Here is a 12,876-nt window from a genome sequence, read left to right as displayed (position 1 = left end):
TAGTTATTAAAAACGCTCGTCACGCTTAAACACCAATTCAATGTCCGTTGATTCCGCTTCACAATAGTAATAACCATCACTATCAAACGCCTTCAACTGCTCGATATCTGTTAACTGGTTAGCAATAATGTACCGCGCCATAAGACCTCGTGCTTTCTTGGCATAAAAACTAATGATCTTAAATTTACCCGCTTTACAGTCTTTAAATACTGGCGTGATCACTTGTCCATGCAGACGCTTCTTTTGCACCGCTTTAAAGTATTCATTAGACGCTAAGTTAATTAACACTTTATCGCCTTGTGCGATAAGTGTTTCGTTAACTTTATCGGTAATGATATCCCCCCAGAATTGATACAAGTTAGTACCACGTCCATTAGCAAGCTTCGTGCCCATTTCTAAACGGTAAGCTTTAATCAGATCCAGCGGTCGTAACAAACCATATAAACCAGATAATATACGGAAATGTTGCTGCGCAAACACCATATCGTCAGCACTAAAGCTTTCAACATCTAAACCCGTATAAACATCACCTTTAAACGCAAACACGGCTTGTTTGGCATTCTCAGGGGTAAAGTCACTCGACCACTCGGTAAAACGAGCGGTGTTTAATCCCGCTAATTTATCACTGATTTTCATCAACGAAGATAAATCCATTGGCGTTAATTGACGACAAACATCAATCAGCTCTGCCGAATCAACCATCAAGTCAGCTTGGCTATACTGCTCTATTACAGACGGCGTTTCAAAATCGAGGGTTTTAGCCGGTGATACCACTATTAACATAATTATTCCTTACTTATTTTTAACTGACGTTGGCTATTACAAGGCTTCAATCGTTACCCCATCCAACATCCCATCACTGCTCCCTTGACCTTGATTTAACTTAATCATTAAGCGTAAATCATTGGCTGAATCAGCGTGATGTAGGGCTTCTGTATAACTGATCATGCTACTGTTATAAAGCGCTAATAACGCTTGGTCAAAGGTCTGCATACCCAACTCTACCGATTTCGCCATGACATCTTTAATTTTATGCAGCTCATTTTTGCGGATCAGTTCACTGACCAATGGCGTATTCAATAAGATCTCAAATGCACCTCGTCGGCTTGTACCACCCTGCACGGGAATTAATTGCTGCGCAACAATCGCTTTTAAATTTAACGACAAATCATATAACAATTGCGCATGTTTTTCTTTTGGTACTAAGTGCAAAATACGATCGATGGCTTGGTTAGCATTGGTGGCATGTAACGTCGCCATACATAAGTGACCCGTTTCTGCAAACGCCAAGGCAAATTCCATGGTTTCTTGCGAGCGGATCTCACCAATAAGAATAACATCAGGCGCTTGGCGCAAGGAACTCTTTAACGCATCTTCAAACGACTCGGTATCAATACCTACTTCACGCTGGGTGATAATACAACTGCCATGTTCATGCACAAACTCAATCGGATCTTCAATGGTTAAGATATGTCCCGATGAGTTTTGATTACGATAACCCACCATCGCGGCTTGGGTGGTCGATTTACCCGAACCAGTCGCACCAACCACCAATATTAAACCACGCTTTTCGAGTGCCGTGTGTTTTAATATTGGTGGTAGGTGTAAGTCATCCATGGCTGGAATTTCGGTTTCAATTCGACGAATAACCATGCCAGCTTTTTCTAATTGCCAAAATGCACTGACACGGAAACGACCAATATCTGGCATGAAAATACCAAAATTAGATTCTTTGGTGCGACAAAAAGAAGCATACTCATCCTCTGACATGGCTTCTTTGACTAAGGCTAACGATTGCTCTGCGGTTAATTTATGTTCCGAGATTGCACGTAATGAACCATGTACTTTGATTGTCGGCGCAATACCCGCAGAAATATACATATCAGAGCCTGCCAGCTTTTTCATTGCACTAAAGAGTTGCGGTAGCATCCCCATGTTATCCATCCTTAAAAATTTTGTTGATCAACGGCTCTAATGCGCGCTTCTTCGCTGGTGACAATGCCCATATTAACCAATTCTCGTAACGATTGATCTAAGGTTTGCATACCGTGCATCATACCGGTTTGGATCACCGAATACATCTGTGCGACCTTATCTTCACGGATCAAATTACGAATAGCAGGTGTACCTAGCATGATCTCATGTGCTGCAACACGGCCACCACCAGTACGTTTTAATAGGGTTTGCGAAATGACTGCTCGCAATGATTCGGACAGCATAGAACGCACCATGTCTTTTTCTTGTCCTGGAAATACATCCACAATACGGTCAATGGTTTTCGCTGCGGAAGTGGTATGCAAGGTACCAAATACCAAGTGTCCCGTTTCAGCGGCGGTTAATGCCAGACGAATAGTTTCTAAATCGCGCATTTCTCCCACTAAGATGATGTCGGGATCTTCACGTAACGCCGAACGTAATGCCGCATTAAAACTTTTAGTATCGCGATACACTTCACGCTGATTAATTAAGCTTTTTTTATTTTGGTGAACAAATTCAATTGGATCTTCAATGGTCAAAATGTGCTTATGCTGGTGCTCATTAATATGGTCTATCATCGCAGCCAATGTGGTTGATTTACCTGAACCAGTCGGCCCGGTCACCAATACTAAACCACGTGGCAAGTTGACCAGATCATGCAAAATATCTGGCACACTTAATTCGGCCATGGTTTTTATGTCACTGGGAATAGTACGAAAGGTTGCTGCTGGACCTCGGTGTTGATTGAATGCATTAACACGAAAACGGGCAACGTTATTAATTTCAAAAGAAAAATCGACTTCCAAATGTTCTTCATAGTCTTTGCGTTGTTTATCATCCATAATGTCATAAATCAGCGCATGTACTTGTTTAGCGTCAAAAGCCGGTAAGTTTATTTTACGTACATCTCCATCCACGCGGATCATCGGAGACACACCCGAAGAAAGGTGTAGATCTGATGCGTTATGCTTTACACTAAATGTAAGTAACTCTGTAACATCCATATTCTTTTTAACCTCATTTGCAAGTAACATCATGAATAGTATATCAGCACGATTACAACAGGTTCTGACTCAAATTGAAAACGCGGCAAGCACATCTTGCAAAAAAAGGTGTGAAATTAACCTGCTTGCAGTAAGTAAAACCAAGCCCGTCGAACAAGTGATGGCAGTTTACGCACTCGGACAGCGTAAATTTGGTGAAAACTACCTGCAAGAGGCGGTAGAAAAAATTACTCACCTGCAGCAAGACGGCAACTACGACGATATAGAGTGGCATTTTATTGGTCCTATCCAGTCGAATAAAACCCGTCCAATTGCCGAACATTTTGATTGGGTGCAGAGTATCGACCGTTTGAAAGTGGCGCAACGGCTCAATAATCAACGTCCAGCAGATATGCCTAAATTAAACGTGTGTATTCAGATTAATATCAGTGCCGAAGACAGCAAGTCTGGCGCTGACGTGCAACAAGCACGCCTGTTAGCTGAACAAGTGGCTAATTTACCTAACTTGGTGTTACGTGGGATCATGGCGGTCCCAGAAAAAACAGCTGATATCGACAAGCTTAAATCACAATTTAGCCAGCTTGAATCGTTGTATTTATCACTTCAGCACCAATATAACCAAATAGACACTTTATCGATGGGCATGACCAACGATATGGAACTTGCGATTGCCCAAGGCAGCAACATGGTACGTGTTGGCACTGCCATTTTTGGCGCACGCGACTGATCACTTCGTTTTATGGAATTAAACAGTAATGATCACGTATAAGGAATTAAACAGTAATGATCACGAATAAAAAAATCGCCTTTATTGGTGCAGGAAATATGGCAAGCAGCCTTATCACAGGCATGATCACAGATGGTTACCCTGCAGAATTAATTTATGCAGCCAGTCCGACACGTACTCGCTTAGATGTATTAGCAGAAAAATTTGCCATTCATACCACCCAAGACAATCACGCTGCTGTGGCGGCGGCAGATATCATTATTCTGGCAGTAAAGCCGCAATTGATGGCAGAGGTTTGCTCCCACCTTGCAGAGCAAAGTAACAATTACCGTGGTAAGTTATTTGTGTCTGTTGCCGCTGGCGTAACCGTTGAACGTTTGCAGAGTTTACTGGCTGATAATCAACCTATCGTACGGTCGATGCCAAATACCCCAGCGTTAGTACAAAAAGGCATGACGGGTTTATTCCCATCACCAGAAGTGTCTGATAACGATATCAAAACCATTGATCAGATCATGATGGCGGTTGGTAAGACATGCTGGGTAGATAACGAAGCTGATTTAAATACCATTATTGCCGCAACGGGCAGTTCACCGGCTTATTTCTTCCTCTTCATGGAAGCAATGCAAGAAAGCATTATCGGCATGGGATTCAGCCAGCAACAAGCAAGAGAGTTAGTCCAGCAAGCGGCGGCTGGTTCAGCCGAATTAGTGATCCAAAATCCACACATTGATTTAGCCACATTACGCCAAAATGTCACCTCAAAAGGTGGCACAACCGCTGAAGCAATTCGTACTTTTGAGGAACAAAATCTACGCGGTACTGTCAATACCGCAATGCAAGCAGCGGTGTCCCGCGCTGAAGAAATGCAAAAACTATTTTAACGATTAACCAACGAACAATTAACTCACAACCAATTAACTTGAAGGGTAATTTATGAACGCGGCTAACTTTTTGGTCAGTATCTTATTTGAAACATACATCCTCATCATACTACTACGCGTATGGTTACAACTGGCCCGTGCCGATTTTTATAATCCAATGAGCCAATTTATTGTCAAAGCAACCCAACCAGTTGTCAGACCATTACGTCGCGTGATCCCAAGCCTAGGCGGCCTCGACCTCGCGTCAGTGATATTTGCTTATGCAGTAGCCTGCGTGATGATTTATACCTTATACGGTCTGCAAACAGGTGCGGTAGCACCTATTCAAGATGTATTAATCTTAGCTGCGATCAAACTGGTTAAGCAATGCTTTAGCTTAGTATTCTACGTATTGATCTTACGTGCAATTTTAAGCTGGGTTAGCCAAGGCAACAGCCCAGTTGAAAACGTACTATCACAACTAAGTGAGCCAATTTTAACGCCTATCCGTCGTATCATTCCTGCTATTGGTGGTCTTGATCTATCAATGTTAGTGGCGATTTTAGGTCTGCAGTTTTTACAAATGTTAATTGGCGATCTGACCGGTCTACCATTCTAATAAAGCAGTATCAATGCCGGGGAAACCTTGCATTGATATTCTTCCAATTCAAGTTAGCTATACTATTTATATCCTAACTATATATATCCTATTTGCTCAAATTTAATTTCGGAGCCAACATGCCAACATTATTCAAATCTTTATTACTCGCTATTACCTTACTCGTTTCAGCAGCAGCCAATGCAGAACAAATGCAAAAGCTGGGTGATTGGGATGTGCATTACATTGCTTTTCCAAGCACATTCTTAACCTCTGACATCGCCTCGGATTATGATATCAACCGTAGTAAATACCTCGGTATTATCAACATTTCTGTGCTTGATAGCGAAACCTTAAAAGCGCAAGCGGTGACAATGACAGTGACAGCACGTAATTTACTCGGCAATATCCGCGAATTAGACGTGCGTGAAATTCGCGAACAGAATGCTATTTACTACATTGCTGAAGTGCCACACCGTAACGAAGAAACTTACCGTATCAAGGTCACGATAAGCAGCGGTAATCAAACCCAAGAACTAAAATTCCAACAGAAATTTTATGTTGATTAGGCTTTATCAGTAATCGCAGATCCTGTATAACCTGACCCGTAGATGAGTGGTATAGCTCATCTCATTTAACTTTTTTTAATAAATAATAAAGGCGCACCATGTCTAAAGTTGTTCTCGCTACTGGTAATCCAGGCAAAGTTCGTGAAATGTCAGCACTGCTTGCTGAGTTTGGTCTGGAAGTACTGCCACAAAGCAACTTCAATATTGTCGAAGCGGATGAAACTGGCACCACCTTTATTGAAAATGCCATCATCAAAGCGAAACATACGGCAGCATTAACGGGTCTGCCTGCTATTGCTGATGATTCAGGCTTAGCAGTTGATGCGCTGCAAGGTGTACCCGGTATCTACTCTGCACGTTACGCCGGTGTGGATGCTAGTGACCGTGATAACCTACTTAAGTTATTAGACGCACTTAAAGGTGTTCCAACGGCGCAACGTACCGCACGTTTTCATTGTGTATTGGTCTACATGACCCATGCAGAAGATCCAACACCGTTAGTCTGTCACGGCAGCTGGGATGGCGTTATAACCGAGCAGCCAAGTGGTGAAGATGGCTTTGGTTACGATCCTATTTTCTTTGTGGAGTCGGAAGGCTGCACATCCGCAGAACTAACTAAACAACGTAAAAGTGAACTCAGTCACCGTGGCCAAGCGTTAACCAAATTGTTAGCGGCAATGCATGAACAACAAACTCGATTAGCTGCAAAATAATGACCGATACCATGATGACGACAATCGATACAGTAACAACTGTAGATCAGATTACAAATATGCCAATGCGACTACCACCATTGAGCTTATATGTGCATATTCCATGGTGCGTGCAAAAATGTCCGTACTGTGATTTCAACTCGCATACGCAGAAGGGTAAGATCCCGGAAGACGAATACATTGCCGATCTATTGGCTGACTTACGCAGTGAATTACCACGCGTATTCCAACGTTCATTGTATTCGATCTTTATTGGCGGCGGTACACCAAGTTTGATCAGCGCTGCAGGTATCGGCAAAATACTTGATGGTATTGAAGCCATGATCCCGTTTAGTGACAATATCGAGATCACCATGGAAGCGAACCCTGGGACCGTCGAAGCCGATCGTTTTCACGGTTATGTCTCAGCCGGTGTTAACCGCATCTCGATTGGTGTGCAAAGTTTACAAGCCGAAAAGCTTAATTTATTAGGCCGTATCCACGATCCTGATGAAGCGATCCGCGCGGCCAACATTGCTAGTGAATCAGCGTTAAACTCGTTCAATTTAGATCTGATGCATGGCCTGCCACATCAAGACCTGAAGGATGCCTTATATGATTTGAATAAAGCGGTAGAATTAGCGCCTAATCATCTGTCTTGGTATCAATTAACCATTGAGCAGAACACCCAATTTCACTCTAAACCGCCCACCTTGCCGGATGAAGATATCCTTTGGGATATTTTTGAACAAGGCCATGCACTATTGAGTGAAGCCGGTTATGAGCAATATGAGATATCAGGTTACGCTAAAGCCGGTAAACAATGTCAGCACAATTTAAACTATTGGCGTTTTGGTGACTATATCGGTATTGGCTGTGGCGCGCACGGTAAGCTCACCGACCCAGAAACGGGCAAGATATATCGCCGTAGTAAGGTAAAGCATCCACGCGGTTATATGGACGCTGATAAAGCCTTTTTAGACAATGAACATGTAGTCGTCCAAGATGAACTGCCATTTGAATTCTTCATGAATCGTTTTCGGTTAACCGAAGCAACACCAAAGCAGGATTTTTGTGACTTTACCGGATTGCCATTGGCCACGGTTAGTGAGCAGATTAACGCTGCGATAAAAAAAGGCTTACTCACTGAAACCGAAACCCATTGGCAAGTGACCAAACTGGGCCATCGCTATCTAAATAGCTTATTCGATCTGTTTATTTAATTGGCTATTAACCTTTGCGGTAATCATAGCGGCAGTAGCAATCACCTGTAGAACATAAAAAGGGGCGCAATAATTAATTATTCCGCCCCTTTACTATTTTATTCCATCACTGAATGCAATAAATAACAGCCACTCACGAGCAGCCGTTATCGTTAGAAAATTGAATGGCCAAAACGCTCACTAAACAGCTCTAACAATGCAGTGCCCGCTAACGAATTACCAGAATCATTCAATTCTGGCGACCACACACAAACCGTTAGTTCGCCAGGGATCACGGCAGCAATACCGCCGCCAACCCCACTTTTTGCCGGCATACCGACACGGAAAGCAAAGTCACCGGATTCATCATATAAACCACACGTCGCCAACAACGCATTTAAGCGGCGCGTACAACGCTCACTAACCAGGCTCTTGTGACGATGACAAGGTATCCCTTTTTTCGCTAAAAAAGAGAAGGCAGTTGCCAATTCCACACAATTCATATTAATCGCACAATAGCTAAAATAGCTCTGTAATACCGTTTCGACGCTATTATTAAAGTTACCGTGTGATTTCATCAAATAAGCGATAGCCGCATTACGCGCCATGTGTTCAAATTCTGAATCAGCTACGTTGTGATCAATATAGATATCGGTCGAGTTAGCCAGTTTGCGCAGTAATTCCAACATCCGTTGTTTCGGTGCAGACAGGCGACTTTGCAACATATCTGCCACCACCAATGCGCCCGCATTAATAAACGGATTACGCGGTTTGCCTTTTTCAAACTCTAATTGAATAAGGGAATTATAGGCTTGGCCAGAAGGTTCTCGCCCCACCCTTGTCCATAGTTCATCTTCAGAAAAACGGGTTAACGCCGCAGTCAATGCAAAGACTTTGGAAATACTTTGGATTGAAAAACGGGTATCTGCATCACCCGCCGTAAACACATCACCGTTTGCCATACATACAGCAATGCCCAGCTGATTCGGATCTACATTTGCCAATGCAGGAATGTAATCGGCAACATTACCTTTGCCAATGAGTGGGCGTATTTCGGCGAGCAGTTCTTCTAGAGATGCGTTAGATAGCATAAATAACCTATTTAAAATGCGATGTTCGATGAGCTGTAGAAAGCGGGAACAAAAATGGAAAAATAGCAGCTGTCGAACGTAGGCATAAGACAACAAATAACCGACCGTTTAAGGAGATGCTCTTGAAAAACAGTCGGTTTTAGTGATTAGTGAAAAAACTTATTCGCCTTCTTCACCGTACCACAAATCAAATAATGGACTAACAATTAGGTTTTGAACACCTTTTGCTTCTAACCAAATTTTCACTTGTTCACGTTGCTCTTCAGTACATTTACCGTGGGTCTCAGTACAAATCATACCATCCCATTGCAAGTTACCGTCAGCAGCAAAAGCCAGTTTGTTCGGATCGATAACTTCAGCAATGAAACCATCTAAAATAGCGTCAATTTGCGCTTCAGTTGTCCCTTCCGCGAAGTCCCAAGAAAGATCAAAACCCAATTCTTTAAATTCATCAACACGAAGTTTTTTACGTAGACGACGATTACGATTTTTAGCCATTATTACCTCTAATTACTTAGTACGTTTATAAATAATATCCCAAACGCCGTGCCCTAAACGGTGGCCACGTTGTTCGAATTTAGTTAATGGACGCCAGTCTGGACGTGGCACAAAATTCCCTTCTGTTGCGGTATTTTCATAACCGGGTGCAACAGCCATTATTTCAATCATATGCTCGGCATAGTGTTCCCAGTCCGTCGCCATATGGAAGATACCACCTAAACGAAGTTTTTGGCGAATACTTTCTGCAAATTCTGCTTGTACAATACGACGTTTGTGATGACGCTTCTTATGCCAAGGATCAGGGAAGAATAACTGCATGCCACCTAAGCTAGTATCAGGAATACAATCCGCTAATACTTCAACGGCATCATGGCAAAATACGCGCAAGTTGGTAATGCCCTGTTCACCCGCAGCCATCAGACATGCACCAACACCCGGTGAATGCACTTCGATACCGATAAAGTTTTTCTCTGGTGAGCCCGCAGCCATCTCGACTAACGATGCGCCCATACCAAAGCCAATTTCTAATGTTACTGGGTTATCGTTACCAAAAACTTCAGCAAAATCGAGCATGCCCATGTCATGATCTAGACCCATAGTCGGCCAAAAATCTTTCATCGCGGCTTCCTGGCCTTTGGTTAAACGCCCTTCACGTAATACAAAACTTCTAATTTTACGGATGCGTTTACCGTCTTCTGTTAATTCAGGTTCAGCAATTCTTTTATGTTCAGTCATCTTTTATCCAGTCGCCGTTATGACAGTTTAATCGCCATAAACATTATAAATTTATCGGTTAATTTGGGCATTATCCAAAGATAGCTGAATTTGGCAAGTTTTGTGTGGCATAATTTCCCCCTAAATTCCCCATATTTGCTAAAAACACCCGATGACATCGCTATTAGAGAATAATAAAGACACATTTGCCCCGCGGGTACTCGCTTGGTTTAAAGACTTTGGCCGTAAGAATTTACCTTGGCAACAATATCACGAACCTTATCCTACATGGCTAAGTGAAGTAATGTTACAACAAACCCAAGTCAGCACAGTGATCCCTTATTTCACCACTTTTATGCAAAAATTCCCTACCGTAACCGATTTGGCCAATGCGCACATCGATGAGGTTTTACACTTATGGACAGGACTGGGTTATTACGCACGCGGCCGTAATTTACATAAAGCTGCGCAGTTGATCCGCGATGAATATCAAGGCCAGTTCCCAACCGAGTTTGAACAAGTATTAGCGTTACCCGGTGTAGGCCGCTCAACCGCGGGTGCAATCTTGTCATTATCGTTAAATCAACCACACCCAATTTTAGATGGCAACGTCAAACGCGTATTAACGCGTTGGGGCGCAATTGAAGGCTGGTATGGTAAGAAGGCGGTTGAAAATACCCTGTGGGCGTTATCTGAAGCACTGACACCGCAACAACAAACGGCTAATTATAATCAGGTGATGATGGATATTGGCGCAACGGTGTGTACCCGCAGTCGGCCTGACTGTGATATTTGTCCGGTGAATGAAGATTGTAAAGCACATGCTATGGGCACGCCAACGGCATTCCCAACCCCGAAACCGAAAAAAACAATCCCAGTAAGAACCGTGCAAATGTTATTACTAAAGCAAGGTTCTACACTGTGTTTACAGCAGCGTCCACCGGCAGGGATTTGGGGGGGATTATGGTGTTTCCCTGAACGCGATGACAATTTATCGCTGGAAGAACAGCTAGCACAATTTGGTATTAGTGAGTTTACCACCCTAGAGTTACCTGGATTTAGACACACTTTTAGTCACTTCCATCTTGATATCAGCCCATTGTTAGTGAAAATAAATGCCACAACAAGTACGCAAATAATGGAACCTCAAGGGACTCTTTGGTATAACATAGAGCAACCGGCAACTGTGGGATTAGCAGCTGCAACTAAAAAATTATTAACATCTCAAGCATTGAGAGAGGCATAACATGGCTAGAATGGTTTTCTGCACACGCTTACAAAAAGAAGCGGAAGGTTTACGTTTTCAACTTTATCCTGGTGAAGTAGGTAAACGTATTTTTGATCATATTTCCCAAGAGGCATGGTCTGAATGGCAGCAAAAACAAACTATGCTGCTGAACGAAAAAAAATTAAACATGATGGATGAAAATGACCGCATATTTCTTGAACAAGAAATGGTCAAATACCTGTTTGAAGGTCAAGACGTGATCATTGACGGCTTTACCCCAAAAGCTTAATCCGATTGCCTAGCGTGATACTCTAGCGCTAGGCAAGTTTAACCCTGAGAACCCATCAGTCCCATGGCAATATTCCGTACACTATTAATCGCTGTCAGTTGCAGTGTCTTAAGCGCCTGCTCGATGAGTGATTATCAGCATTCAGTCGAACTCGCGAGTCTCAATAATACCACTCAAGCACTAGAACGACTTTCTTATCAGCAGTCAAATTACCGCGCCAAAACCGAAAAATCCGACGACAAAGACAATACAGCTCTTAACACCTTACAAGACAATTTCCGCAGCCAAGTAACCAGCCTTTGGGGTGATACTGAACAGTCGTTTTCAACCAATTATCGCTATATCAAATATACCAACGATTACCGCAGTCGCTCAATTATCGACTTTCAACAAGGTAACGTCCGTGTCGAGACACTCGCACAACCAAATAGTCAGCAGTACCTTAAGCAGGCGATAGAGTACACTCTACTTGCCCCTGAGCAACCTGCATACACAGATTTCTACACCAGTTACAGCTCTGAAATTAAAGGGAAGCCATTTCTTTATCTACAAGTTCAAGATAATGATGGCAAAGCCATAAAATGGCATTGGCGCGCCTCTCGTTATGCTAACTATCTTATTAAGCACCAGCGTAAGCAAATAACGATAAATGGTCGTTCGGTAGACGCAGTAACGTTTAAGTTAACCGCGAACCATACCAAAGTGCGCATGCAGCGTTATCAAACCCAGATTAAACAATCCGCACAACACTATGGCATTGATAGCAACATCGTCACCGCCATGATCCAAGTCGATAGCTTGTTTAACCCCTACGCATTAAATCGTAATGGCCGCATTGGCCTAATGCAGATATCAGACTCGATTGGCAGAGATGTATTTCATCAACAAAAGAAATATCCTTTTAAGCCACAACCAAACTGGCTATTTAATAACAATAACAATCTAGATATCGGTATTAGTTATTTAAATTTGTTAGACAAACAGTACCTTAAAAATATTAGCAATCCAAAATCTCGCTACTATGCCACCCTAGCAAGTTATATTGCAGGCCCTCAAAATATGCTGCAAACCTTCTCAAAGAACAAAAATGAAGCACTAAGCATAATAAATGGCTTATCTTCTTATGAGGTCTACCAAAGTTTCACTAATGCGCAATCTCGAGCTGATATAAAAAACTATGTGTATGAGGTAAACCGTCATTTTCGTCAACAGAGCAGTTAAACGTCAACAAAATACACGTATTGATGATTAATCAGGCAGCGCATAGGGTTAACCCATATTATTTTCACTAAACAGGGTGAAACAGTTGACGGATCGGCCTAAATTCTATTTAATGACGCTCCATTGCCCGAATAGCTCAGTCGGTAGAGCAGAGGATTGAAAATCCTCGTGTCCCTGGTTCAATTCCGGGTTCGGGCACC

Annotated in this window: 15 protein-coding genes and 1 tRNA gene; 10 read left to right on the top strand and 6 right to left on the bottom strand. The window is 42.7% G+C overall.

What is annotated here, in order from left to right; translation table 11 throughout:
* Positions 1-6: 6 nt before the first annotated feature.
* From yaaA to HRT96_RS14005, 3 genes are read right to left on the bottom strand one after another with little or no spacing between them, the layout of a single operon-like run.
* On the bottom strand, positions 7-783 hold the full coding sequence (gene yaaA, locus HRT96_RS14015) for a peroxide stress protein YaaA (protein WP_293157834.1): 777 nt from the start codon (positions 781-783) through the stop codon (positions 7-9).
* A gap of 36 nt (positions 784-819) precedes the next feature.
* Entirely contained in the window at positions 820-1,935 is a 1,116-nt protein-coding gene (locus HRT96_RS14010) for a PilT/PilU family type 4a pilus ATPase (protein ID WP_293157831.1), read from the bottom strand.
* An 11-nt stretch (positions 1,936-1,946) separates the two neighbouring features.
* Positions 1,947-2,981 (bottom strand): type IV pilus twitching motility protein PilT, encoded by a 1,035-nt coding sequence (locus tag HRT96_RS14005; protein ID WP_293157828.1) that lies wholly within the window; start codon positions 2,979-2,981, stop codon positions 1,947-1,949.
* Between the two features lie 31 nt (positions 2,982-3,012).
* On the opposite strand from HRT96_RS14005, the gene HRT96_RS14000 reads away from it, so the two are divergent.
* From HRT96_RS14000 to hemW, 6 genes are all read left to right on the top strand, one after another.
* Entirely contained in the window at positions 3,013-3,708 is a 696-nt protein-coding gene (locus tag HRT96_RS14000; protein WP_293157825.1) for a YggS family pyridoxal phosphate-dependent enzyme, read from the top strand.
* A gap of 56 nt (positions 3,709-3,764) precedes the next feature.
* Complete coding sequence (gene proC, locus HRT96_RS13995) at positions 3,765-4,592, top strand: pyrroline-5-carboxylate reductase (protein WP_293157822.1); 828 nt, start codon at positions 3,765-3,767, stop codon at positions 4,590-4,592.
* A 52-nt stretch (positions 4,593-4,644) separates the two neighbouring features.
* Positions 4,645-5,190 carry a YggT family protein gene (locus HRT96_RS13990; protein WP_293157819.1) on the top strand — a complete coding sequence of 182 codons (546 nt, stop codon included), beginning with the start codon at positions 4,645-4,647 and terminating at the stop codon, positions 5,188-5,190.
* Positions 5,191-5,309: 119 nt separating this feature from the next.
* Positions 5,310-5,738 carry a DUF4426 domain-containing protein gene (locus HRT96_RS13985; protein ID WP_293157816.1) on the top strand — a complete coding sequence of 143 codons (429 nt, stop codon included), beginning with the start codon at positions 5,310-5,312 and terminating at the stop codon, positions 5,736-5,738.
* 98 nt (positions 5,739-5,836) lie between these two features.
* Entirely contained in the window at positions 5,837-6,451 is a 615-nt protein-coding gene (locus HRT96_RS13980) for an XTP/dITP diphosphatase (RefSeq protein WP_293157813.1), read from the top strand.
* Positions 6,452-6,516: 65 nt separating this feature from the next.
* Positions 6,517-7,653 carry a radical SAM family heme chaperone HemW gene (gene hemW / locus HRT96_RS13975; protein ID WP_293129419.1) on the top strand — a complete coding sequence of 379 codons (1,137 nt, stop codon included), beginning with the start codon at positions 6,517-6,519 and terminating at the stop codon, positions 7,651-7,653.
* Positions 7,654-7,805: 152 nt separating this feature from the next.
* On the opposite strand, the gene glsB is transcribed toward hemW, so the two are convergent.
* The 3 genes from glsB to trmB form a co-directional block, all read right to left on the bottom strand.
* Positions 7,806-8,723 carry a glutaminase B gene (gene glsB, locus HRT96_RS13970; RefSeq protein WP_293157810.1) on the bottom strand — a complete coding sequence of 306 codons (918 nt, stop codon included), beginning with the start codon at positions 8,721-8,723 and terminating at the stop codon, positions 7,806-7,808.
* Between the two features lie 159 nt (positions 8,724-8,882).
* Positions 8,883-9,221, bottom strand: a complete 339-nt coding sequence (locus HRT96_RS13965; protein WP_293147435.1) for a 50S ribosome-binding protein YggL — start codon at positions 9,219-9,221, stop codon at positions 8,883-8,885.
* A 12-nt stretch (positions 9,222-9,233) separates the two neighbouring features.
* Positions 9,234-9,959: a tRNA (guanosine(46)-N7)-methyltransferase TrmB gene (trmB, locus tag HRT96_RS13960; protein ID WP_293147433.1), complete on the bottom strand. Its 726-nt coding sequence runs from the start codon at positions 9,957-9,959 to the stop codon at positions 9,234-9,236.
* Positions 9,960-10,110: 151 nt separating this feature from the next.
* On the opposite strand from trmB, the gene mutY reads away from it, so the two are divergent.
* The 4 genes from mutY (at position 10,111) to HRT96_RS13940 (ending at position 12,874) form a co-directional block, all read left to right on the top strand.
* On the top strand, positions 10,111-11,184 hold the full coding sequence (gene mutY, locus HRT96_RS13955) for an A/G-specific adenine glycosylase (protein ID WP_293157807.1): 1,074 nt from the start codon (positions 10,111-10,113) through the stop codon (positions 11,182-11,184).
* Between the two features lies 1 nt (position 11,185).
* A complete protein-coding gene (locus HRT96_RS13950) occupies positions 11,186-11,455 on the top strand; it encodes an oxidative damage protection protein (protein WP_293129415.1) in 270 nt (89 codons plus the stop codon).
* A 123-nt stretch (positions 11,456-11,578) separates the two neighbouring features.
* Positions 11,579-12,676 carry a murein transglycosylase domain-containing protein gene (locus HRT96_RS13945; protein ID WP_293157804.1) on the top strand — a complete coding sequence of 366 codons (1,098 nt, stop codon included), beginning with the start codon at positions 11,579-11,581 and terminating at the stop codon, positions 12,674-12,676.
* Between the two features lie 125 nt (positions 12,677-12,801).
* Positions 12,802-12,874: transfer RNA gene (locus HRT96_RS13940), tRNA-Phe, on the top strand.
* Positions 12,875-12,876: the final 2 nt, after the last annotated feature.

Origin of the sequence: Moritella sp., assembly GCF_013215705.1 — a bacterium.
In the GTDB taxonomy this organism is placed as follows: Bacteria; Pseudomonadota; Gammaproteobacteria; order Enterobacterales; family Moritellaceae; genus Moritella.
The sequence above is the reverse complement of the archived record's forward strand: the minus strand, read 5'-3'. Positions and strand labels throughout refer to the sequence as shown.

Excerpts from the sequence above, each read along its gene's own strand:
- glsB (WP_293157810.1), bottom strand. The coding sequence starts at position 8,723 with ATGCTATCTAACGCATCTCTAGAAGAACTGCTCGCCGAAATACGCCCA.
- HRT96_RS14000 (WP_293157825.1), top strand. The coding sequence starts at position 3,013 with ATGAATAGTATATCAGCACGATTACAACAGGTTCTGACTCAAATTGAA.
- HRT96_RS13990 (WP_293157819.1), top strand. The coding sequence starts at position 4,645 with ATGAACGCGGCTAACTTTTTGGTCAGTATCTTATTTGAAACATACATC.
- HRT96_RS14010 (WP_293157831.1), bottom strand. The coding sequence starts at position 1,935 with ATGGGGATGCTACCGCAACTCTTTAGTGCAATGAAAAAGCTGGCAGGC.
- HRT96_RS13965 (WP_293147435.1), bottom strand. The coding sequence starts at position 9,221 with ATGGCTAAAAATCGTAATCGTCGTCTACGTAAAAAACTTCGTGTTGAT.
- trmB (WP_293147433.1), bottom strand. The coding sequence starts at position 9,959 with ATGACTGAACATAAAAGAATTGCTGAACCTGAATTAACAGAAGACGGT.
- proC (WP_293157822.1), top strand. The coding sequence starts at position 3,765 with ATGATCACGAATAAAAAAATCGCCTTTATTGGTGCAGGAAATATGGCA.
- HRT96_RS14005 (WP_293157828.1), bottom strand. The coding sequence starts at position 2,981 with ATGGATGTTACAGAGTTACTTACATTTAGTGTAAAGCATAACGCATCA.
- hemW (WP_293129419.1), top strand. The coding sequence starts at position 6,517 with ATGCGACTACCACCATTGAGCTTATATGTGCATATTCCATGGTGCGTG.
- mutY (WP_293157807.1), top strand. The coding sequence starts at position 10,111 with ATGACATCGCTATTAGAGAATAATAAAGACACATTTGCCCCGCGGGTA.
- HRT96_RS13985 (WP_293157816.1), top strand. The coding sequence starts at position 5,310 with ATGCCAACATTATTCAAATCTTTATTACTCGCTATTACCTTACTCGTT.
- HRT96_RS13980 (WP_293157813.1), top strand. The coding sequence starts at position 5,837 with ATGTCTAAAGTTGTTCTCGCTACTGGTAATCCAGGCAAAGTTCGTGAA.
- HRT96_RS13945 (WP_293157804.1), top strand. The coding sequence starts at position 11,579 with ATGAGTGATTATCAGCATTCAGTCGAACTCGCGAGTCTCAATAATACC.
- HRT96_RS13950 (WP_293129415.1), top strand. The coding sequence starts at position 11,186 with ATGGCTAGAATGGTTTTCTGCACACGCTTACAAAAAGAAGCGGAAGGT.
- yaaA (WP_293157834.1), bottom strand. The coding sequence starts at position 783 with ATGTTAATAGTGGTATCACCGGCTAAAACCCTCGATTTTGAAACGCCG.